Raw genomic sequence first — 23,553 nt, forward strand, 5'->3', positions numbered from 1 at the left:
GAGTCATTTTGGTGTATGAGTTACTGAACGCATGTTGCGGGATGACTGCCTGGAGAGGCAAAAATGGGAAATCTTAAGCGGAACCGTACACGGTGGCCAACGCGTTTCCGTTGTTGAGGAAGAGTAGTTGTTTGGGAACCCTTTGCGGCATACGAACGAGGTCACGATGAAATCCGAATTCCATTCCATCTACACCCACGGATTTGTCCGCGCGGTGGTCTGTATCCCCCATTTGAAGGTGGCCGATCCGGTTTATAACGCAGCGCGGACGATCCACCTTGCCCGCCAGGCATCGGAGATGAACGCGGCCCTGGCGCTATTCCCGGAAATGGGGCTCTCGGCCTATTCCAACGAGGATCTTTTCCATCAGGATGCGTTATTGGCGGCAGTGGTCGAAGCGATCCGGCATCTTTTGGCGGAGAGCCGGCAGCTGACGCCGGTGCTGGTCGTCGGTGCTCCGCTGCGTTTCGAGGGCAAGTTGTTCAATTGCGGGCTGGTGGTCTATCGCGGCCGGCTGCTGGGGATCGTTCCCAAAACCTATATCCCCAACTATCGTGAGTTTTACGAAAAACGCCAGTTCGCCTCGTCCCGGGATGCCGTTGGCAGGGAGGTCTCGTTTCTCGGGCAGACGGTGCCTTTCGGTAACGATCTCATCTTCGATGCCGCTGGCATCAGGGATTTTTGCCTGCATGCGGAGATCTGCGAGGACGTCTGGACGCCCATTCCCCCCAGCACCATTGCCGCCATGGCCGGGGCGACCGTGCTGGTCAACCTGTCGGCCAGCAATATCATCATCGGCAAGGCCGATTACCGTCGCAACCTCTGTGCCGTGCAGTCGGGCACCTGTATGGCGGCCTATCTCTATTCCGCTGCCGGTCAGGGCGAGTCCACCACCGACTTGGCCTGGGACGGCCATGCCCTGATCTACGAAAACAACGAGTGCCTGGCCGAGTCCCAGCGCTTCTCGACAGATGAGCAGATCATTGTTTCCGACATCGACTTGGAACGGATTATCCAGGAACGCATGCGCATGACCAGTTTCCACGATTCGGTGAGCGATCATATGGACCGGGTGCGCGGTGTGCGCCGGGTTCCCTTCGATTTTCTCATCCCCGATGGTCCCGTACCGCTGAAACGCCGGATCGAACGCTTCCCTTTTGTTCCGGCCGACTCCGCTGAGCTGGATGAACGTTGCTACGAGGCGTACAACATCCAGGTGCACGGCCTGGCCAAGCGGCTGACCAGCAGCGGCATCAAGAAAATCGTGATCGGTGTTTCCGGCGGACTGGATTCCACCCAGGCGCTTATCGTGGCGGCCAGGACCATGGACCGCCTGGGATTGCCCCGAGCCAATATCCTGGGCTTCACCATGCCGGGGTTTGCCACCAGTGACATGACCTACAAAAACGCCCTGGGCCTCATGCAAGCGCTCAAGGTCACCGCCACGGAGATCGACATCCGCCCCACCAGCTTGCAGATGCTCAAGGATATCGGCCACCCGTACAAGGACGGCCAGCGGGTGTATGATGTCACTTTCGAGAACGTCCAGGCCGGTGACCGCACCTCCCACCTGTTCCGGTTGGCCAACCACCACAACGCCCTGGTGCTGGGCACGGGCGATCTGAGCGAACTGGCCCTGGGCTGGTCGACCTACGGTGTCGGCGATCACATGTCGCACTATAACGTGAACGCCTCCGTGCCCAAGACCTTGATTCAGCACCTGATCCGTTGGGTCATCCAGACCGGTCAGTTTGACAAGGCGACCGGCGCCATCCTGCAGTCCATCGTGGATACCGAAATTTCGCCCGAGCTGGTTCCGGGCGATGATGCGGATCCGGACAAACCCGCCCAAAGTACCGAGGAGAAGATCGGTCCCTACGAACTGCAGGATTTCAACCTGTTTTACACCAGCCGTTTTGGATTCCGGCCGAGCAAGGTCGCTTTTCTGGCCCTGGCTGCCTGGGGCGACCGGAATCACGGCCAGTGGCCCCAATCCATGCCTGCGGACAAGCGCAACCAATATGATCTACCCACCATCAAACGCTGGCTGGCGCTTTTTCTGCATCGCTTTTTCGGGACCAGCCAGTTCAAGCGGACCTGTGTGCCCAACAGCCCCAAGGTGGGGTCCGGTGGCTCACTCTCGCCGCGGGGCGACTGGCGGGCGCCCAGTGACGCGGAATCGGCAGTCTGGCTGGAAGAGCTGAAGGCCCATGTGCCTGATCGCTGAGTACCAATTCGTTCACTTCAATCCTCAATGCCGACCCCATTCATGGCCAGGCCCCGCTCGGGTCTGGAGAAGGTGTGGCAGTTGCTGCAGTCGTACTGCTTGTCCTTCACGTGCTTGTCGTGGATTACCGTAAAGCTCTCGTTCTCCTTGGTGCCATGACATTGGATACAGACACTGGATCGGTCGGCTTTAAGGGCATACCCCAGATCACCCTGCAGGTCCATGCGATCGATGCCGCCGTGGCAGTCCGCGCAGGCCAGGGCATTCGCCGCCGGGCTGATCCCGTGGTTGAGCATCTGGTAGGTGTCGGTCAGGACCCAGTCATAGGGCTCGTCGGGCGGATAGCCCATGGCGGTGAGCCCCTGTGCGATGGCCGTGTTCACGTTTCCCCGTCCGCATCCACGGGGCGGCTGGTCCGTTTTGAATCATCGCCGCTATCCCGCCAGGCCGGAACCGCCCAGGCTGGCGGCGCAATCAGTGACAGACTGATCAGGATGGAGAGTACGACCGCGCTTTTCTTTGTGTTGCCTTTCATTGCCATGTAACCATCTCCTGAAATGAATTCACGCCAATTCCGTTTTTCAGGCGGAAATGCGGTTGCCCGCCGACTTCTGTCTTCCATTGTCGGCATCACGGTATCTGAACTTTATAGGTTCTATACAAAATAAGTATCATATGATATGGGATGAACTCTGAAATACCGCCAGCAGCATTTCGAAACTCATTTAACCATCTGTAATTAAAAGCTAATTATATTTTTCTCGGGCGTCTCCAGGGGGGGCGACTGGTCGGAATGAAGGGGGATTTTGTGGCGTTTGTGTTTATCCAGAAGTTCATTGGTTGCACACCGAAAGTGCAAAAAATTGTGCACCGCTCATATTCATGGTATAGCTGACGGCAACCTTGAAGGCCGCAGCTCCCAGGGCAACCGCATTTGGAACCCGGATTAGAAACGTCTGGTCGCAGGCATGGCCAGCTCCTACGGAAAACGGTGTATAAACAAGCAGTCGACAAGCGTAGGAGCGGGCCATGCCCGCGAAAAAACAACAATCAATCCAAATACGGCCATCCTGATACAGCCCCACTTGCTCAAATTCTGACACGGGTAAATGAAACCATGGATCCGGACAACAAACCTGAGGTCACCTACCTGATCAACGACGTCTCAAAACGGGTGGGATTGTCACAAAAGCGTATCCGGGAATACGAAACCAACGGGTTCATCCGGCCGATCCGGGAACCGAAAACCAACAACCGCCGGTATACGGAAGCCGATATCCGTCAGATCCAGCGTGTTAAGGTACTGATCCATGAGCACGGATTTACCGTATCCTGCCTGAAGTATTTCCTGTCGGCGGCGCCCTGCTGGGTCATCTTCGAGTGCGGTCAGAAGGAGATCTGCCCGACGTATGGCAGCGTCCGTCTGCCGTGTTACGAGATGATTGAAAAGACGGGGGTTCCTGACCGGGTGAATAAATGCCGGCAGTGTCCCATTTACCTGAACCGTGACCAGCGGATCACCGCCCTTCTTGAAAAGCCGTGATGGTTTGTGGCGCGATGATGAATCGACGGATCGGCATTGCTGGATCGCCTGCCTTCACCTATAATAAATGAATTCGAACGATCATCTGCTGTGTTTGGACATTTCATGTGAATGATGGCTCCACATAACAATTCGGAAAATCCGCTGCTCAAAGCAGCCTATCGGTTTCTCGCCATTGCCAACACGGCGGACAATGAGGATGCCGTATTCCGCGAATTTGTCACCGCCATCAAGGATGTCTCCGGGTGTGATGCCGTAGGGATCCGTACCCATCACGATACAGACTGGTTGACCTATAGCGCCCATGAAGGATTCAGTGACGCGTTTTTGGGTAAAGAAGCCAGCCTTCATCTTGAGGACGACCGTTGTTTTTGCACCCGGGTGTTTCATCAGCAGACCGATCCAGCTCAACCATTCTATACCGATGGTGGATCGTTTGTTACCAATCATGCGGATCGCCTTCTGCACGATCCGGTCCTTTCGGATCCTGGGCCGCTCCGGGGAACCTGCATACAGGCTGGGTACCGGTCTCTCGGTCTTTTTCCCATTCGCTCATTGGACCAGGTCCTGGGCCTTGTGCATGTGGCCGATTCACGCCCCGAACGATTTTCTCCGGATCTCATAGTCTTGCTGGAGCATGCCGCCCTGCAACTGGGTGTCAGTATTGAAAAAACGAGGGCGCTGGCAAGGCTCCGGGGGGATAGTCACGACATGGCGTCGCCGGTTCATCAGCGCGGCAACCAACTCAAGACGGTTGTGGCCACCTTGAATGCGGAGATCCGGCAGCGCCGTCTGGCTGAAAAGGAACTGAAACAGAGCCGACATCTGCTGCAGCTGGTGTTCGAATCCATTTCCGATCCATTGATCCTGATGGATGAAAAGGCACAGGTCATCATGGTCAACCGGGCGGCCATGAAGTACTACGATTCCAAGAGCGTTGAAACGGCGCTGGGACGTTTCTGTTTTGAAGGGCTTGGCCAATTCAGCACCGTTTGCCAGACCTGCCGTATCCCTTCGGCGGTTGCCGATGGCCGGGCGATGGAATTTGAACGGGACGGTTTCAGGGACTGGGAGAAAAGAGAAGTCGTGCAATTGTTTCCGATCAAGGATGTGTCCGGAAAAATACAGGGCGCGGTCATGCAGGTTCATGATGTCACCGGTACCCGATACACCCAGGATCAACTCAATCGGCTGCAGACACAGGCCTCCCTCGGCATGCTGGTATCCAGCGTGGCCCACGAAATTAAAAACCCCAACAGTTTTATCGCCTTCAATATTTCGGTTCTTCACGGATACGTCACCGATTTGCTGCCGGTCTTGGATGCCCATGCTGCGGCAAATCCGGATTTCGAGGTTTCCCATGTGCCCTATGAGGAATTTCGTCGGGACGTCTTCAAACTGATCGAGACCATCGACCACGGCAGCCGGCGCATCGATCTTTTTCTGCGCAATCTGAAAACGCTGGGGCTGAGCCGCCCAAAGATAAAATGCACGAGCCTCTTCCTTCCCGAGGTTATATCGAAAGTCCTCGATACGGTGCGCAGCAAGATTGAAAAAACCGTCAGCCGGTTTGAGGTTCAGATCAAAGAACCCCTGCCGGCGGTATACAGCGATGCGGGTATCATAGAACAGGTAATTCTCAACCTGCTGGTCAATGCCGCCCAGGCGGCGGATAAGGGCGATGCCTATATTCGTCTGATAGCACGACTCAGCCAAAAGGACGATCAACGGGTTATTCTCATGGTGGAGGATAACGGCCACGGAATGGATCCACAAACCCAGCGCCAGATTTTTGAGCCTTTCTACTCGACAAAAATCGCTGAAGGGGGCACCGGTTTGGGGCTTTATGTCTGCCGTAACCTGATTCGGGATATCGGCGGGCGTTTGTACCTTGAAAGCGAGGTGGGCAAGGGCAGCCGTTTTACCGTCGAATTGCCGGTGAATGCACCCGGTTACAGGGAAAATGGGAATACCGGCGGTGCGTCATTGACGAGCACAGATCGGAAGTGATTCGGAGCAGGGGTTACCATGGAAAGCCATATTGTTGTCATTGACGATGAAGTTGATTTTCTCGACAGTGTCCGCCGGGGGTTGATCACATCCGGTTTCAAAAAGGTGAGTCTGGAATCGGATCCCATGGTGATCGCCCAGTCGCTGGAGGCCGGCAAGGAGTACGATATCGCCCTGATCGATATCACCATGCCGCGACTGTCGGGCATCGAGCTTTTGGAACGCTTCAAGGAGCTGAGCCCCCAAACTGAATGCATCATGGTGACAGCCATCGACGAGGCCCGCGTGGCGGTGGAATGCCTGCGAAAAGGGGCCTACGACTATCTGGTCAAGCCCATTTCCAAAGAGGACCTGGTGCTCTCTCTCTCCCGGGCCATAGAGAGAAAACGGCTGGTCGACATTCTCGACATCAGCAAAAGCAATGATGTACCGAGCCTGCGAAAACCGGACGCATTTGCCGAGATTGTCACCAGCGATACCCTGATGTTCAAAATTCTCAAGGAGGCGGAACTGCATGCCCAGAGCAACGTGCCGATTCTGATCAGCGGCGAAACCGGCACCGGCAAGGAACTGCTCGCCCGGGCGATCCACCGGGCCAGCACACGCAGCGGGAAGCGCTATACACCGATCAACATGGATGCCCTGGACAGCAATCTTTTTTCCGCCGAGTTTTTTGGTCACATTAAAGGCGCGTTTACCGGTGCGCAGACCAATCGTGCCGGCTACCTGGAAGAGACCCACCGGGGCACTCTGTTTCTGGACGAAATCGGCAACCTTTCTGTCGAGCTTCAGGGAAAACTTTTGCGCGTTTTGCAGGACGGGGAGTTCATCAAGATCGGCGCCAGCCGACCGCAACAGGTGGACATTCGTTTCATTGCCGCCACCAATGCCGACCTCGAAAAATTGATTGTCCGGAAGCGCTTCCGCAAAGATCTCTTTTACCGTCTGCGCGGCGGATGGCTGCACTTGCCGCCGTTACGCCAGCGCAAGGATGACATCCCTTTGCTGGTGGATCACTTCATTCAGTCCGCCGATGCCCGGTTCGCCCCAAAAGAGGTCACCCATGAAGCACTGGTCCTGCTTTACAACTATGCCTGGCCGGGGAATATCCGCGAGCTGAAGTCAGTGGTTCAGTCGGCCATCAATCTCAGCCAGGGCGCGCCCATCGCACCAGGGCACCTGCCGGACCATCTGGTGCAGAAAAGTTCTCCGCGAAAACGAGGCGTCATGGATGATGGGCCGGTCGCCCTGCAGGAGGTGGAAAAACGGCATATTCTCAAAATTTATGACCAGGCCGAGAAGAACAAGTCGGAAACGGCCCGCCTGCTGGAAATCAGCCTCAGCACCCTGCACCGAAAGCTGGAGAGCTACGGCGTAGCCTAATTTTTTGCTGCCATCACGAAAAAAAGGAGAAGAGATGCAGAATAAAACGGCTCGAGTATTGGCATTGATGGGTATCCTGGTGTGTCTGCTATGGGCTCTGCCACCTTCAGGGATGGCCGGGCAGGATGACATATCGGCGATCCCCCATTGTCCCATCTGCGGCATGGACCGCCATCAGTTTGCTCATTCGCGGATGCTGATTCATTATGCCGACGGCTCTCAGTTCGGGGCCTGCTCCCTGCACTGCGCGGCGCTTGAGCTGGCCTACCATCCGGGGAAAATCCCCGTTACCATCGAGGTGGCGGATCTGAACACCCATCGGCTGGTGGATGTGGAAACGGCGACCTGGGTAATCGGCGGGAAGAAGATGGGCGTGATGACCGCCAATGCCAAGTGGGCGTTCGCTAACGCCGAAGATGCCCGCCGGTTTGTCGAAAAAGAGGGCGGCCGGATTGCGGACTTCGAGGCGGCCATATCGGCGGCCTATGAGGACATGTACAAGGACACGCGCATGATCCGCGAAAAGCGCAAGCGCATGCGGCAGATGAAACACGGCCAGATGACCCACGGAAAAGCGGCCCATGAGTGACCTGCGGCGCGGCATGGCCCGTATGGTGGGGATCGGTGCGGCCGTACTGACGGTGTGCGTGTTTGCCATCACCGCCGTCGCATCCCAGGACGAACCGTTCCCCGTGCCGGATTCGACCCACAAATGTCCCGTCTGCGGGATGGTGGTTCACCGCTATCCGGACTTCCTGGCGTCGGTGACTTACGCGGACGGGCACACCGTTTACTTTGACGGCGCCAAGGACATGTTCAAGTATCTGTTCGATCTGGATCGCTACGATCCCAACCGGCGGGTGGAACAGATTCGCCGGATCCGTGTCACCGAGTATTACGATATGGTACCCATGGACGCCCGCGAGGCGTTTTATGTCGTTGGCAGTGACGTTTTCGGCCCCATGGGGCATGAGCTGATTCCCTTGCGCACGCAGGCCGATGCCCGGGAATTCAAGAACGACCACCACGGGCGCCGGATACTGACTTTTCAGCAGGTCAAACCGGCAACCATCAGCCGACTGGATTGACGGTTATGGCCAGGGGGCGGGGATGCGCAAATCGACACTCTATCTGGGCATGACGGCCACCGGCGCCGCCCTGCTGCTGCTCCTCATCGGGTTCCATCCGTTCCAGCCGCGGCAGGATGCCGCCGGCCGGCTGGAACGGGAGCGGGAACTGGTCCGTGGGCTTCAGTTGACCGATATCGCCCTGTTCACCGAAGCCCCCTACACCCGCCATCCGAGTCTGGCCGACCGCTTTGTACCATTTCAGAACCACCCCCTGGCCATCACCCAGTTTCCCTCGGAAAGCCTGCTGGCGCCCCCCGCGCATCTGTTCCCCGGGCGCCAGATCGTCTACCCTGGCGGTGCCCCATGATCCGGATCTGGTGGCGGCGCCAGCGGGCGTTCATCGACTTCTGCCTGTCCACCCTGCTGCGCCGCAAGATGAAGAACGGCGCCCTGCTGGCCGGATACGCGCTGATCGTTTTTCTCCTGGTCTCGGTCCTCTTTTTTACCGCTTCCCTGCGCAAGGAGGCCGTCGCCGTGCTTCGCGATGCCCCGGAAATCACCGTTCAGCGAATGCTTGCCGGCCGGGTGATGCCCATCCCCCTCGATTACCGGGAAACTCTCCGGAAGATTCGCGGGGTGCGGCAGGTGACGCCCCGCTATTGGGGGTATTACTACCATCCGGCCGCCCAGGCCAACTACACCGTGATGGCTGAGGGGGATATACCGCCCGGCAGAACCCGGATCGGTACCGGCGTGGCGAGGACCTGGGGCGTTCATCCCGGTGGTGAGGTCTATTTTAAAACCGTTGACGGTACCCCGGTCACTCTTACGGTGGGTGCGTTGTTGCCGGCGGACACGGAACTGGTGAGCGCCGACCTGATGCTGGTGCATCCGTCCGATTTTCAGAAGATCTTCGGGTTGCCCGCCGGCCTGGCCACAGATTTTACCGTTGCCGTGCGCAACCCCAACGAGATCCAGACCGTGGCCGAGAAGATCGTGCGTCGCCTGCCGGACACCCGGCCGGTGTTGCGGGATGAGATCCTGCGTACCTACGGCGCGCTGTTCGACTGGCGCAGCGGTTATATCCTGGTGATGCTGGCGGGAGCGCTGCTGGCCTTTTTCATTTTCGCCCTGGACAAGGCCACCGAGTTGAGCGCCGAAGAACGCGGTGAGATCGCCACCCTCAAGGCCATCGGCTGGGACACTGCCGACGTGCTGACGCTCAAATTTTACGAAGGGCTGGTGATCTCTCTGTCGGCATTTCTGCTGGGTGCGATCGGTGCCTACCTGCACGTCTACCTGGCCGATGCCAGCCTGTTCGAACACGCCATCAAAGGCTGGGGCGTCCTCTATCCCCAGTTGAATCCGGTGCCGGCGGTGGACATCTATCAGCTGGCGGCGGTACTGGGATTGACCGTCTTTCCCTATGCCCTGATGACAATCATACCGGCCTGGCGAGCGGCGACGATCGATCCGGACGCCGTGATGCGACAACTGTGACCCTCGTTTGATGAAAAGATAATCTCTCGCAGAGCCGCAGAGAAAACCAATTTTTAATGATGAATTTTAAATTTTGAATGAAGGTTTCTAATCCATTTTTAAAGGGATGCGAAAACCAAATACGGTTACCCTGTGATTGCGACCCAATGGGAATCCAACATGATTCGACTCAATGCCGTCACCAAAACCTACGCAGCCGGCAGTTCCCGGTCCCACACGGCCGTGGACAGGGTGACCCTGGGCATAACGGGTGAGCGGATCACGGTGCTCCAGGGACCGTCCGGTTCCGGAAAAACGACCCTCTTGAGCCTGATCGGCGGAATGGCGCGCCCTACCTCCGGGCGGATTTTTTTCGGGGAGCGGGAAATCACCAGCCTGCCGGAACGGTTTCTGGCCGAATTGCGGCGGCGCCAGGTGGGGTTTGTTTTCCAGAATTACCATCTGATCCGGGGTGTCAATGTGCTTGAAAATGTGATCCTGCCCGCGCTGCCCCTGGGAGAACCGTTCAAGGCCGTCCGCCGGCGTGCCGAAGAACTGATGGCCCAACTGGAAATCACCCGGCTGGCTACCCTGCCGGTTCAACATCTCTCCGGCGGCGAGCAGCAGCGCGTGGCCATCGCCCGTGCCCTGATCAACCGGCCGTCACTGCTCATCGCCGATGAACCCACCGCCCACCTGGACAGCGACCTCAGCGAGCAGTTCATGGCCATCGTTGCCGACCTCAAAGAACGCGGACACACGGTGGTGATCGCCAGCCACGATCCCATGGTTTGCCGTCATCGTGCCGTGGACACGGTGGTGAGCCTCCATGACGGCCGCCTGGCCACCGACGCGGCGGTGGCATGATCGTCAACCCGGCCATCGTCGCCCTGATCGGCGGATCCCTGCTCACGGTGGGGTTCGCCGTCTATGCCTACGCCTGGGGGATCCGGATTGTCCGGCACTGGGATCTTGCCAGCGGAAGTGAGGAACAGCTGGGACTGGAACGCCGTACCCACCTGATATCCACCATCATGGCCTACCTGCTGAGTTTCGAGATCTTCAGCCTGTTCCTGTTCGTTTATACGGCAGATTATCTGCACCCCATGTTTGTCGGTGCCATGTGCGCGGCCGGATCCCTGCATGTCAACGATTACGGCTATCCCACCCTGGTGGTAAAAATCGCTTCGGTGCTGGTCTGTGGCGTCTGGCTGATCGTCAACCGCTGCGACAGCCAGGCGGAAGATTACCCCCTGATCCGTTTCAAGTATCGCCTGCTGGTGGTGGTCACCGTCCTGGTCATAACCGCGGCCCTGCTTCAGTTCGGCTATTTCAAAGGCTTGAAGGCCCATGTGATCACCTCCTGTTGCGGGGTGTTGTTCAGCAGCGACGCCCGCAGCGTCGCCGGGACCGTTGCCGCCCTGCCGCCGTCGGCGATGCGGGTTGTCTTTTTTGCGTGCCTGGCGTTGCAGGTGCGTCTTTGCATCCATCTGCTTGTCACCGGACGGGGAGGGCGGCTGCTGGGCTGGATCAGCCTGACGGGATTCGTCGTTGCCATTCTTTCGGTGATCGCCTGGATTTCACCTTATTATTACGAACTCCCCACCCATCATTGTCCGTTTGACCTGCTGCAGGCGTATTACGGCTATGTGGGCTATCCCCTCTATCTTGGCATTTTCGGTACCGCCATTTTCGGCATGGGGATCGGCGTGCTCGACCGCTTCCGTAAGATTCGCAGCCTGGCAGCCATCGTGCCGGTGCTGCAGCGCCGATACGCCTGGCTGAGCCTCGGCGCCAGCCTGCTGACCATCGCCATCGCCGTCTATCCCATGCTGTTTTCGGATTTCCGTCTGGGGTAAGCTGCTTTTTATGAATCCGTCTTGCCGGGTTTCCACACTTCAGCCTGGGAACCCTCACCGTCTATGAACCCATTGACACTCCCACGCGGAGCATGGGAGCGAGTTCGTTCTTCAGTTGTCGGGTGAATCGATACGCAACCGGTCGATGATGCGCTTCAGCGTGTGGGTTTGGTTTCGGGTCAACCCGGTGAATTTCAGGCCGCGCCGTCTGATCGTCTCTCCGCTGAAGGCTTTGTTTTCCGCCAGGGCGAGAATGTCGTAGACGGTCCGGCAGTTGATGTTTCGCAGGTAAACCTGATCGTGGGCTGTGGCGATCACATCGATCGATAAGGTATCGAAGCGTTCATTGGCCCCGGGAACATATTCGACCATCATCCCGCCCAGACTGATGTCCCTGACGGAAAATTGTTTTCGATGGGAGACAATGACCGTTTTCACCGTTTCCGGATTCGTGTCGAAGCGTCTATGTTGTCGTCGGTCGGATCTCATAAGCGCTCTCGTGGTTTTGTGAAAGAAGAAGGATAAGGGCCTCCGGAATGTTTTATCGTTGCCGGGACTCCCTGATATCGGCCAGCGCCATCCATGAATCGGCGGAAAGCATGGAAAAATATGGTTGAACCCCATTCAGCAAAATATAGGCCAACAGGCGCAGGTCGGTTTGCCGGGTTCCCACGCTCCAGCGTGGGAACCCTCACCGTCTATGAACGCCATTGACGCTCCCACGCGGAGCATGGGAGCGAGTTGTAATGATGAGATCGCTTTCGCTCCGTCATCTGAAAAAATAATCTCTCGCAGAGCCGCAGAGAAAACCAATTTTTAATGATGAATTTTAAATTTTGAATGAAGGTTTCTCATCCATTTTTAATTGATTTCGCACTTCAGAAATCGATCCCCTCTGCGTCTCAGCGTTCTCGAGCGAAGCGGGCGAGAGAAAAAAGGGTTCACTGGTCGATTATTGATTGTGTCATAATCGGCCAGTTCTATTTTAACTATCCGATTATAAATCCTATTTTACATGTCCCTGTGTCATTTTGACATAGGTCGGCATGAATCGCGTTTTTCCCGGCCCATCCTCCTACCATCATCCGGAAAAAGAATAACTATTAGAAATTAAAGATTTTATTTTATTTCTTGGAACGTTTGCCGCCCTGGCACAGGAATTGAGTTAGCTAAGCGGCAGCAAAGCAGTGACCATTCCTGTGGGGATGGGCGTTCGTTTTACCCAGGAATTCAAGAAAATCAAAATATCAAGGGGGTTTTCGGCGCGACCGGCGACCCGTTTTTTCCGAACGGCCGATTCCCTATCTAACCAAAGGAGGCTTCCATGGGCGAAATCAATAAGCAACTACCTGGTTTGCGGACAAGGTTCAGTCGTTTCGGGTTGCTCGCACTTGTTTTGTGTATCGGCCTGATAACCGGTACCAACGCCGGCGCGGCGAATCTTCCGGGACTGACCGTTATTGGCGTTTCGCCGGACGGCACCGAGACCAGCCTTGGCGGCTCCGATTACCGCTGGCTGGTTGAACAGGACAAAACCTACCATGTCCAAACGCTTCCCGGTGGCGCCGCCGATCCGACCACCTTCGATCCCAACTGGGACCAGCTCAACGACGGCCTTACCGGCGGTGAGACGCTGTCAGTGGGTTTTCACCAGAGCTACATGCCGGTGGTGGCCAAGGGTTGCGCCGGAACGGACGCCGCCTGGCAGGCCGCTGCGGCATGTGCCGAACTCCCTGTCCCCGGTGGCGTGCTTGCTCCCGACACCCACTACTATGTTTCGGTGGTGCCGCGCTCCGGTTACACCATCGGTGGCGCTTCTTTCGTCACTGATGGAGCCGGCAATATTCCGGCAACCACCGTCTATGTCAACGCGCATCCCATCGAGACCGCCCAGATCACGATTCTGATCTTCCATGACAATGCGCCGATCAACAACGCGCCCGATTTGCCCACCGAGGATCCGGCCAATGACGGGAACGGCGACGGCCTGCCCGACAATCCCATGGACGGGTTTCAGATCCTCGTCGAGGACGCCGGCGGCCGTTACGGTGCATCTGCCGGCGTGCAGAGCCAGGACGCTTTCGGCAACCCGTTGGGCACTACCTATGATGCAACCGGAAATGTCACCGGTTTTGCACCCCTGATCACCGGCCCCGACGGCCGGCTGACCATCAAGAACCTGGCCCCCGGGAAATACGGTATCTCGGCGGTGCCACCCGCTGGAATGGGCTGGCAGCAGACCGCGACCATCGAGGGCACCAAGGTGATCGACGCCTGGGTCAAGGCTGGCGAACCGCCTTACTTTGCCGAGTTCGGCCCGCCCGGATTCCATGTGTTTATCGGTTTTGTCAAGGATTTCGATAACATCCCTGAAGGCGGCACCACCGCCCTCAGCGGCACCATTGTCAACCAGCACATGTCGCGGCCGCCGGACTACGCCTTTTACAACGGCGCCTGTTTCGGTCACACCACGCCGTGGGTCGGCCTCAACGACATGGCGGGGGGCGGAATCGGTACCGGTATCTATGCCGCGCCGACCGATGAGAACTGTGGCTTCACGATTCCCAACGTCCCCGACGGCACCTACCAGCTCGCCGTATGGGATTCCAACCTCGATCTGATTTTCGCCACCTACGGGGTCACGATCACGGGTGGGGTGTGCAGCACTCCCAGCGGCTCCTGTGACCTGGGCGAGGTGCCGGTATTCCAGTGGTTTCACCGTTCCGAACACCGTGTTTTTGACGATATCAACGGTAACGGAGAGTGGGATCTGGGAGAACTTCCCGGCGCTCCCGAAACCGCTTTCAACATACGCTGGCGTGACGGTACCGTCTATCAGGGCAACGTTTCCGACGGCACCGGCGCCTACACCTTCGACCAGGTCTTTCCGTTTTTTTCCTGGCTGGTCGCCGAGGTGGACTTCGCCCGCTTCCAGGCCACCGGCCTGCAGGTGGTCGTTGATGCCGGCGGGCCGATCGGCGATTCCGGTGGTCAGGAACCGCCACTGGACGGCCTTGACTGGACCTTTGGCCGCGCGATCAATCCCCAGGACCAGACCAACCCGCCTACCGGTCCGGGAACGGAGACCATCGATTACCGCGTCGAGCAGGGAACGGTGCTCACCCAGGGCTTCCAGGGATTCATCGGTCAGACCAACGCCTTTCTCTGGGGCAAGCGCCATTATCCGGACATCGCTCCGGGAATCGCCGGCAACGGCGGTATTTCGGGCATTGTCTTTTACGCCGTGACCCGGGCCGAGAACGATCCCGAACTGGCAGCGGCCGAACCGTGGGAACCGGGGATCCCGAATGTGACCGTCAACCTGTATGAGTCCTTAGGCGTCGATCCCGTCACCGGGGTTGCCACCAAGGGAGCGCTGCTCGCTTCCACCGAGACCGACAGCTGGGACGCCAACATTCCCACCGGTTGCAAGTGGGGCAACGATGGTACAGGCCCCTTCATGTTTTCTCCCGACGGTACCACCTTCTACGAGCAGGACTGCTGGGACGGATTGCGCATGTTCAACCAGGCGCGGCCGGCCGTGTTTGACGGCGGTTTCGCCTTTGGACCGGAGATTGACTGCCCGGGCGGCGTTTGTCCGGACTGGGTCAACCCGTCGGACGCCGACCCCACCATCGGTTATATCAAAGCCGGCGACTACATCGTCGAGGTGATGCCGCCCCCGGGATACGAGATTGTCAAGCCTGAGGACAAGAACGTGGACTTTGGCGACGAATACACCCCGGCTCCCGAGCTGCTGCCGGCGGAGTGTGTCGGTCCGCTGCACACCGTGCCTGGTCTCCTGACCCTGTTCCCGGACGAAGGCATCCCGGCACCGTTTGCCGGCACCGACAGGCCCCTGTGCGACAGCAAACTCGTCACCGTGTCGGCCGGTGCCAATGCCGCTGCTGACTTCCACCTGTTTACCGAGGTGCCGGTGGCCGCCCACGGCCTGGGGTTCATCCTTGACGACACCCAGAACGAGTTCGATCCCAACTCGCCCAATTTCGGCGAAAAGTACGCTCCCCCCTTCCTGCCGATCACCATTCGCGACTTCACCGGCCGCGTGATCGGAAAGACCCTCTCCGATCAGTACGGGCTTTATAACTTCCTGGCCCCCTCCACGATTACGGCCAACCTGCCGCAGCCCAGCGGTATGTCGCCCAATATGCTGACGGCCTGCATGAACGATCCGGGCGACGACCCCAACAACCCCGACCCCAACTGGAACCAGCAGTACAGCACTTTCTGTTACACCCTTCAGTATATGCCGGGGGTGACGACCTACCTGGACACCCCGGTGGTGCCGGTGGCGGCCTTTACCGGCCCGGACCAGTTCCCGCTGGACTGCGAGTACCCGGACGGCACGCCCCGGATCTACTCGGTGGACGTGCAGACCAACGGCGTCGGCGGCGGGCCGTACATCCCGACCTACTCGGTGACCGCTGGCAACCCGGCTGGCCGCGGGGTGTTCGTCAGCGGCGAGCAGACCCTCACCATTACCTCCATGGGTGAGACAACAGTTCAGAACCCCGACTACTGCAACCCGGCCGCGGGTGCCTGCCCGGACGGTTCGGATACCACCAACAAGTTTATCACCCGCGACTTCGGCTTCGGCGCCTCCGGCACCGTGACCCTGGGCGACCTCGGGGCATTGTCCTGCACCTGGGGCGACCCGATCACCTGCACCGTCCCCGCCGACATCAAAATTGGCGACCTACCCGCTGCCGATGTGATCGGTGGCCGCCAGCTGATTGTGACCCGTGGTAACGGCCAATCCACGGTGGCCGGCGTCACCGTCCAGGTGGGCCTGCGACAGGGGGCCACCGCAACGGTGATCGGCCCGGCCACGCCGCAGGCGCTTCCGCCCCTGGACCAGACCATCCAGAACGCGATCAACGCGGCAGGCGACAACGACCTGATCATGGTCCGGCCCAGCGTATACAACGAAATGGTGGTCATGTGGAAACCGGTGCAGCTTCAGGGGTTCGGTGAGGGCTCAACGGTCATCAACGCCATCAAGGCTCCCACCGACAAGCTTGACACGTGGCGCGCACTGGTGGAGGGCTTGATCGCCAATGGCAGCGTCGACCTGCTGAACGGTCAGGAGGTCGCTCCCGGAAACCCCGAACCCACCACCCTGTTTACCGAAGAAGGTGCCGGCATCCTGGTGCTCGCCACGGCAGGCGGCAACAGCCGTTTCGAGCGTGACCGTAATCGCGGTGCCCGCATCGACGGTTTCACCATCAAGAGTGCGGACACCGGCGGCGGCATCATCGCCAACGGATATGCGGACTACCTGCAGATCTCCAACAACCGTGTCGCCAACAACAGTGGCTTTTACGGCGGCGGCGTCCGCATCGGTCATCCGATCCTCACCGATCCGGACGGGTTCGGCTATATCGATGCGGACAACGACTTCGTGTCGATCCATCATAACCAGGTGGTCTTCAACGGCGGCCTGGGCGGTGCGGGTGGCGGCATCTCCATGTGCACCGGTGCCGATTCCTATGCCGTGACCGAGAACTGGGTCTGCGGCAACTTTTCCACCGCCGACGGCGGCGGTATCGGCCATATCGGTGTGAGTGGCCGCGGTGAGATGCAGCAAGGCAGCCAATCCGGTCCTCTGCCGCTGATCGCCGACAACATTGTCGTCTTCAACGAAACCTTCAACCAGGGCCTGACCGTCTCGGGCGGTGGCATCTTTATCGGCGGTGCACCACCGTTGACGCCGGGCGGTCTTTCTCCCGGTGCCGGTAGCGTCCAGGTCCTCAGTAACCTGATCCAGGGCAACTCGGCTGGTGCCGGTGACGGCGGCGGATTGCGTCTGACCGCTGTCAACGGCCTGGATGTGGCCAATAACCCGAACAACGACCCGCCGAACAACCAAAATGACCCGCCGCAGTGGTACGCGGTGGACATCTTCAACAATATGATCGTCGACAACGTGGCCGGCCTGGCCGGCGGCGGCATCTCCCTGCAGGACGCGGTGGCAGTGAAAATTCAGGACAACACCATTGCCAACAATGACAGCCTGGCGACTGCCGGCGAAGCATTTTCACCCGGCAGCCCCAACCAGTCCACACCGCAGCCTGGTGCGGGTATCGCCAGCCGTGCCCACAGCACGCAGTTAGCCGCTGCTTCGGGTAACATCGGCACGTTCTCCGCCGATCCGACGCTTTCCGGTGCCGGTACGACGGCGTTCTCGCAGAACATCGTCTGGCAGAACCGCCAGTTCTTCTTCTGGGTGGACGCGGCTTCCGGCTGCACGCCTGGTGACCCGGCCTGCCTCTCGACCTACGGGATCTGCCCGGATCCGAGTGGTGCACTGGCCTGTCCCGGCGGCAACGCTCTGGTCTTCGATGACCTGGCGGTCATCGGAACGGTGGGGGCCCTTGCCGGCACCGACAACCTGCTGACTCCCGGCGGCTGGACCGGTCCCACGGATCCGAGCAGCCTCTTTGTATCCGAGTACTTCAACGGTGCGCGAGGGGCCGTGGCCCAGCCTGAGGTCGTCACCGCCATCCAGGCGCCGGCGGCCTTCGACGAGGGCGGCAACTTCGTTCGTCCGGGCTACGGTCCGCTGTCCCTGTATGACGATGCCGCACCCAACGACGGCCTCCCCGGCTCCCTGTTCGGCGACTATCACATCATATCCGGATCACCGGCCGCGGGTGCTGCTGCCAGCGGACTCGCCGAGGACTACGACGGTGAACAGCGGCCACAAGGAGCATTCGACATCGGTGCAGACGAAATTGCCGAGTAATCAAACAACGACCCCCTTTCTCCCCTTTTCCTCCTATCCGAGGAAAAGGAGAGGGGGAAAACCATAAGGAGTGACACCATGAATACAATCAACCGACTGACGATTCCGCTCCTGACAGGTCTGCTGATCCTTGTGTTGGCGGTGCCGTCCTGGGCCGCGGTGGATGTTCAATGCCCATGCGACATCAATGGGGACGGCGACTGCGAAGACGTTCAAAGCACCGGCCCGCAGGCTGGAAGATACGACGAGCCTGCCCTGTTGGCACAATTGGGAGGAAATATCCAATGTATGCACCTCGGCGGTGGTGACGGTTTCGTGACCATGGCCGACGGCCGACCCATGTACATTTTCAGTTTCGAGGACCTGACCGGAATTGGTGACGAAAATGGCAATGGAGACATTTCCGACGATATAATGGCCGCCGGTGCCCTGGCTGCCAAATTTCCCGCGCCGGCCATTGCCGTGGACGAAGGCAACGAATTCTACCTCAGCCTGACCAACGTGGGCATGGTGATCCGGCCCGACCTCTTCGATCCGCATACCGTGCACTTCCACGGCTTTCCGAATTCGTCGACCGTGTTCGACGGCCTGCCCGAATCGGGCATCGCCATCAACATGGGGGCCACCCTGACTTACTATTACAATCTTCAGGACCCGGGCACCTATATGTATCATTGTCACGTGGAGGCTACCGAGCACATGCAGATGGGCATGCTGGGCAACCTGTATGTGCGGGCTGCCCAGGCCGGCCCTATCGAGTATCCGGCGGGCTCGGGCAGGATTTACAACCAATTCGCCTACAACGACGGTGACGGTTCCACGGGCTATGACGTGGAGTATGCCCTGCAGCTGGGCGGCTTCGATCCCGATTTCCACGACGCCTCCTGGACCGTGCAGCCGCTGCCCTTTGCCATGATGTGGGACCGTTATCCCATGATCAACGGCCGGGGTTACCCGGACACTACCGTTCCGGGGGCTTTACCGGCGCCGGCAGAGAACGGCGGCATCGTGTCCCAGTCGGAGTCATCCCTGATCACTGCTGCCCAGGGCGACAGGATCCTGCTGCGGCTTTCCAACCTCAACATCACCGTCACCCATACCTTGATCAGCCCGTCCATCCCCATGGAGGTCGTGGCGATCGATGCCAAGGAGCTGATGGCCGCTGACGGCAGCAAGCTTCACTACACCACCAACTCGGTGAGCATGGGTGGCGGCATGTCGGCTGACGTGATCCTTGACACCGCCGGGATCGACCCTGGTGAATACTACATCTATGCAGCCAATCTGCAGTACCTGGCCAACAACGACGAAGCAGCGGATCTGGGCGGCATGATGACCAAGATCGTGATCAACTAACGAAGGAGGAACGCTATGAACAGAATCTACAGAAGGATACGACCCTCCGGGGTTCTCGCGATCGTGGTCCTGACTGTGCTCGCGCTGGTTAACCCCGGCCACGCCAATGCCCAAGCCCGCATTGACGGCATCGAAAACGTGACCGCATTCAGTTTTACGGCCGGTGCCGGAGAACTGAGTACGCCCGACGGCGGCTCCATTCATTTCTGGGGCTACCAGGACCTTGGCGGCAATGAAGGCGTCGGGGTGCCCCAGTATCCGGGGCCGACCCTGATCCTGAACCAGGGCGACTCCGTGACCATCAGCCTGACAAGCGGTCTGCCCCAGTGCACATCGATGGTGTTTCCAGGGCACACCGTGACAGCCAGCGGCGGTGACCAGGACGGCCCGCTGACCCGGGAAACCTGCCCAAACGGTACCGCTGTCAATTACACCTTCACAGCCACCGATCCAGGCACCTACACTTACTATTCCGGCACCCAGCCCGAGCTGCAAATTGAAATGGGCCTGGTCGGGGCCATTATCGTGCGGCCGGCCATGGATATCGGCGGCGACGTGGGATACGCTTATGATCGCGCGGACACCGCATTCGATCACGAGGTGATGTTTCTGCTCACCTCCATGGATCCGGGTATTCACCAGCTCGCCGAGCAGAACCGCTTCGCCGAGATTGACCTCACCCAGCGCTGGCCGGTCTATTGGTTCATCAACGGCCGGGCCGCGCCCGACGACCTGGCGGCCCCTTTTGTCGGGTGGCTGCCCCACCAGCCGTATAATTGTACGCCGCGCATGTCTCCCGGACAACGGTTGCTGGTACGGATTATCGGAGGCGATCGAGATCAGCACCCGCTGCACCTGCACGGCAACCATTACAAGGAAATCGCCCGTTACGGGCGCTTGCTGACCCTGGCGGACGGCGAGACCCTGGCCCCGCGCAAACGCTTCACCACGTTGTCGGTTCCCGGCCAGACAGTGGACGCCATTTTCGAATGGACCGGCGAAAAGCTGGGATGGGATATTTATGGCTCCACTTTGGATGGCATGCCGGCTCACGACTGTATCGACGGTGACGGAGACGGTTTCGGAGACGTCTCGGCCGGCTCGACCTATGAACACGAGTACTGCGCCGACCATGACAAAAAGTTTCCGGTCGTGCTCCCCGAGACCCAGAACCTGGCCTTCGGCGGCTGGTGGTCCGGCAGTCCCTACATGGGCGGTTCAGGCGCTCTGCCTCCAGGTGAAGGCGGCCTCAATCCTTACGGCGGGTTCTTCTTTATGTGGCACTCCCACGCGGAGAAGGAGCTGACCAACTTCGACATTTTTCCCGGCGGCATGCTCTCCATGATGGTGGTCGAACCGCCTGGCACCCCGATACACTAAAAAAGGAGGGATGATGATGAAATACACGATACGATTCAATCGATTCAGGCTGCCGGTCCTGGTGCTGGTGGTCCTCGCCCTTGCGGCGCCCTCCTTGGCGGCGGATGTGACCATTGATCTCTGTGCAACGACGGGCAGCGTGACCATGCCGGACACCACGGTGGTGCCGATCTGGGGCTATGTGCCGGGAGCGAGCTGCGCGGCAGGCGCCGCGACGCTTCCCAATCCCGTGATCAGGGTCGCTTCCGGAGATTCCCTGACCATCAACCTGACCAACAACCTATCCGAGCCGGTATCGTTTTTCGTTCCCGGCCTGATGAGCATACCCAGCGGCGGGACAGCGGGTAAGTTTACGGCTGAGGCCGATCCCGGCGGAACCGCCACATACGTCTTCGACCTCACCAACAGATCCGGTACCTTTCTCTTCCACAGCGCCACGGACCGGATCCGCACCCAGGTGCCCATGGGGCTCTATGGCGCTCTGGTCGTGGATCAGGCCCCGGGCATGGCATATGCCGATGTTTCCTACTTTGATGACCAGGTACTCGTCTTCAGTGAGATCGATCCGGCCCTCAATGCAGATCCCGCCGGTTACGGCGGCGCCCGGGTGATCAACTGGAATCCCCAGTATTTCCTGATCAACGGCGAGGCCTATGATCCGGCCACCCCCCCCACCGGCATCGGAACGAACCAGGACATCCTGCTGCGTTTCGTTAATGCGGGGCTGCGTACCGTGGTGCCGACAATCGGCGGCGGGCTGTACATGAACCTCGTGGGTGAGGACGGCAATCGTTACCCACAACCCATCTGGCAATATGGCATCGAGCTGCAGGCGGGCAAAACCATCGATGCCGTCGTCAATGCCGGCGCCGATGGTGATTATGCGGTCTATGACCGGGCGCTTCACCTGGTAAACGGAGGCATGGTTACCGTTTTACAGGCCGGTGCAGTGGGTGGGACACCGACGGCGGTGTCCGACAGCTACTCGGTGGATGAGGATGGCACGTTGACGGCTGACGGTGTGGCTCCGAACCCAGCCGGCGTGCTCGCCAATGATACCGGTGGGGCGTTAGCAGCTGTGCTGGTGAGCGGTCCGTCGTCCGGAGCGCTCTCGTTAGCGTCCGACGGCAGTTTCACTTACACCCCCAATTCGGACTTCTTTGGTGCCGACCAGTTCTCCTACGCTGCAAATGACGGCGGGGGTGGACCGAACAGCGCGCCGGCGGTGGTCTCCATTACCGTTAACGGGCTTCCCGATGCGCCGGTGGCGGCGGCTGACAGTTACGAGGCGATCGAAGGCCAGATTTTGAATGTGGCGGCCCCCGGGGTTCTCGGGAACGATTCCGACCCCGACGGAGATGCCCTCAACGCCCAGAACTGGACGACGCCAGCACTCGGCAGCCTTACCGGTTACGGTGATGGAGGATTCGATTTTGACGCCACAGGGCTAACGGCTGGTGATGTGGCGACTTTCGACTACGACGCCTGCGATCCGGGCCCGCTGTGCTCAACGGCCACGGTGACCGTCACTGTCATTGCACCGCCGCCGCCACCCGACAACATACCACCGGTCGCCAATGATGACACCACCTCGTCGGCCCGGGGAACAACACTGTCTAATTACGATATTGTCGCCAACGATACGGATTCCGACGGCACCATCGATGCGACGTCGGTTGTGATTACCACCGGATCGACGACCCAGGCCGGCGGTACCGTAATCAACAACGGCAACGGCACCATCACGTATACGCCGAGAAACAATGGCTACCGCGGTACGGACACGTTCCAGTACACCGTCAACGACGACGTCGGGGCGACATCCAACGTGGCCACCGTGCGAATCAACGTGCAATAGCGTCTGGCCCGGTATTGTTTCTTGCGGCTGTCCGGTGGTTACCGGCGCAAACCTGAACCACCGCTTCTCCTCTCCCTTTCCCAGGCGGGAACGGGCGAGGGGAGGGACAGCCGTTTCAGCCAACTCCGATCCATCGAAACCAACAACGAAAGGTGATCCCCATGCAACCATCAAATATCACCCATCGGGTCCCAACCATCCTCACCCTGTCATTCGTCCTGATGCTGGGCTTCGCCCTTGTCGCAGCTGCCAGCCAGGCTGCGGCACCGGCCAAGCCGAACTCCGTGGCCGAAAAATACGGCATCGAAGTGACCAGCGTCCGGCTGTCGGCCAACAATCACATGGTGGACTTTCGCTACCGGGTGCTGGACAGCCGGAAGGCCGACACCCTGTTCACCAAAGAGAACCGGCCCCACCTGGTCGACCAGAAAACCGGCAAGGTGCTGGCGGTGCCGCGCACGGCAAAGGTCGGCCCGCTGATGAGCACCTACCAGCACAAAAAGGGCCGCATCTACTGGATGTTTTTCGGCAACCCGACCAACCTGATCAAATCCGGCGACCCGGTATCGGTGGTCGTCGGCGATGCCAGGATCGACAACCTCACGGTGGAGTGACGCGGTTG

General features: G+C 59.2%; 19 protein-coding genes. 15 read left to right on the forward strand and 4 right to left on the reverse strand.

The window, feature by feature from the left end; translation table 11 throughout:
* Positions 1-166: 166 nt before the first annotated feature.
* Positions 167-2,227: an NAD(+) synthase gene (locus tag GN112_RS29070; RefSeq protein WP_155313361.1), complete on the forward strand. Its 2,061-nt coding sequence runs from the start codon at positions 167-169 to the stop codon at positions 2,225-2,227.
* A 17-nt stretch (positions 2,228-2,244) separates the two neighbouring features.
* Here GN112_RS29070 and GN112_RS29075 read toward each other — a convergent pair whose 3' ends face one another.
* The 3 genes from GN112_RS29075 to GN112_RS29085 form a co-directional block, all read right to left on the reverse strand.
* Positions 2,245-2,610, reverse strand: a complete 366-nt coding sequence (locus GN112_RS29075) for a hypothetical protein (RefSeq protein ID WP_155313362.1) — start codon at positions 2,608-2,610, stop codon at positions 2,245-2,247.
* Positions 2,607-2,768 (reverse strand): hypothetical protein, encoded by a 162-nt coding sequence (locus tag GN112_RS29080; protein WP_155313363.1) that lies wholly within the window; start codon positions 2,766-2,768, stop codon positions 2,607-2,609. The genes GN112_RS29075 and GN112_RS29080 overlap by 4 nt, the downstream gene beginning before the upstream one ends.
* A gap of 292 nt (positions 2,769-3,060) precedes the next feature.
* Positions 3,061-3,330 carry a hypothetical protein gene (locus GN112_RS29085; protein ID WP_155313364.1) on the reverse strand — a complete coding sequence of 90 codons (270 nt, stop codon included), beginning with the start codon at positions 3,328-3,330 and terminating at the stop codon, positions 3,061-3,063.
* 14 nt (positions 3,331-3,344) lie between these two features.
* Between GN112_RS29085 and GN112_RS29090 the strand changes: the two genes are divergently transcribed.
* From GN112_RS29090 to GN112_RS29130, 9 genes are all read left to right on the forward strand, one after another.
* Positions 3,345-3,770, forward strand: coding sequence for a MerR family transcriptional regulator (locus GN112_RS29090; protein ID WP_155313365.1), 426 nt, complete (start codon positions 3,345-3,347; stop codon positions 3,768-3,770).
* Between the two features lie 111 nt (positions 3,771-3,881).
* Complete coding sequence (locus GN112_RS29095; protein WP_155313366.1) at positions 3,882-5,780, forward strand: GAF domain-containing sensor histidine kinase; 1,899 nt, start codon at positions 3,882-3,884, stop codon at positions 5,778-5,780.
* A gap of 18 nt (positions 5,781-5,798) precedes the next feature.
* Complete coding sequence (locus tag GN112_RS29100) at positions 5,799-7,163, forward strand: sigma-54-dependent transcriptional regulator (RefSeq protein WP_155313367.1); 1,365 nt, start codon at positions 5,799-5,801, stop codon at positions 7,161-7,163.
* Positions 7,164-7,197: 34 nt separating this feature from the next.
* Complete coding sequence (locus GN112_RS29105; RefSeq protein WP_155313368.1) at positions 7,198-7,752, forward strand: nitrous oxide reductase accessory protein NosL; 555 nt, start codon at positions 7,198-7,200, stop codon at positions 7,750-7,752.
* Complete coding sequence (locus tag GN112_RS29110) at positions 7,745-8,251, forward strand: nitrous oxide reductase accessory protein NosL (RefSeq protein ID WP_197743430.1); 507 nt, start codon at positions 7,745-7,747, stop codon at positions 8,249-8,251. Before GN112_RS29105 ends, GN112_RS29110 begins: the two co-directional genes overlap by 8 nt.
* 22 nt (positions 8,252-8,273) lie before the next feature.
* On the forward strand, positions 8,274-8,600 hold the full coding sequence (locus GN112_RS29115; protein WP_155313369.1) for a hypothetical protein: 327 nt from the start codon (positions 8,274-8,276) through the stop codon (positions 8,598-8,600).
* Positions 8,597-9,733, forward strand: coding sequence for an ABC transporter permease (locus tag GN112_RS29120; RefSeq protein WP_155313370.1), 1,137 nt, complete (start codon positions 8,597-8,599; stop codon positions 9,731-9,733). The genes GN112_RS29115 and GN112_RS29120 overlap by 4 nt, the downstream gene beginning before the upstream one ends.
* Before the next feature lie 159 nt (positions 9,734-9,892).
* Positions 9,893-10,579: an ABC transporter ATP-binding protein gene (locus GN112_RS29125; protein WP_155313371.1), complete on the forward strand. Its 687-nt coding sequence runs from the start codon at positions 9,893-9,895 to the stop codon at positions 10,577-10,579.
* A complete protein-coding gene (locus tag GN112_RS29130; protein ID WP_155313372.1) occupies positions 10,576-11,571 on the forward strand; it encodes a hypothetical protein in 996 nt (331 codons plus the stop codon). Before GN112_RS29125 ends, GN112_RS29130 begins: the two co-directional genes overlap by 4 nt.
* 111 nt (positions 11,572-11,682) lie before the next feature.
* Here GN112_RS29130 and GN112_RS29135 read toward each other — a convergent pair whose 3' ends face one another.
* Positions 11,683-12,060: a hypothetical protein gene (locus tag GN112_RS29135; protein WP_155313373.1), complete on the reverse strand. Its 378-nt coding sequence runs from the start codon at positions 12,058-12,060 to the stop codon at positions 11,683-11,685.
* 835 nt (positions 12,061-12,895) lie between these two features.
* On the opposite strand from GN112_RS29135, the gene GN112_RS29140 reads away from it, so the two are divergent.
* The 5 genes from GN112_RS29140 (at position 12,896) to GN112_RS29160 (ending at position 23,545) form a co-directional block, all read left to right on the forward strand.
* A complete protein-coding gene (locus tag GN112_RS29140; RefSeq protein ID WP_155313374.1) occupies positions 12,896-18,337 on the forward strand; it encodes a peptidase associated/transthyretin-like domain-containing protein in 5,442 nt (1,813 codons plus the stop codon).
* 78 nt (positions 18,338-18,415) lie between these two features.
* The gene (locus GN112_RS29145) at positions 18,416-19,693 is read left to right on the forward strand and encodes a multicopper oxidase domain-containing protein (RefSeq protein ID WP_155313375.1); all 1,278 of its coding nucleotides are present in this window, start codon (positions 18,416-18,418) and stop codon (positions 19,691-19,693) included.
* 15 nt (positions 19,694-19,708) lie between these two features.
* A complete protein-coding gene (locus GN112_RS29150; RefSeq protein ID WP_155313376.1) occupies positions 19,709-21,073 on the forward strand; it encodes a multicopper oxidase domain-containing protein in 1,365 nt (454 codons plus the stop codon).
* A 16-nt stretch (positions 21,074-21,089) separates the two neighbouring features.
* The gene (locus tag GN112_RS29155) at positions 21,090-22,931 is read left to right on the forward strand and encodes a cadherin-like domain-containing protein (protein WP_162459165.1); all 1,842 of its coding nucleotides are present in this window, start codon (positions 21,090-21,092) and stop codon (positions 22,929-22,931) included.
* A gap of 161 nt (positions 22,932-23,092) precedes the next feature.
* Positions 23,093-23,545 (forward strand): hypothetical protein, encoded by a 453-nt coding sequence (locus tag GN112_RS29160; protein WP_155313378.1) that lies wholly within the window; start codon positions 23,093-23,095, stop codon positions 23,543-23,545.
* Positions 23,546-23,553 lie beyond the last annotated feature (8 nt).

The organism is Desulfosarcina ovata subsp. ovata, from assembly GCF_009689005.1.
Taxonomy (GTDB): Bacteria; Desulfobacterota; Desulfobacteria; order Desulfobacterales; family Desulfosarcinaceae; genus Desulfosarcina; species Desulfosarcina ovata.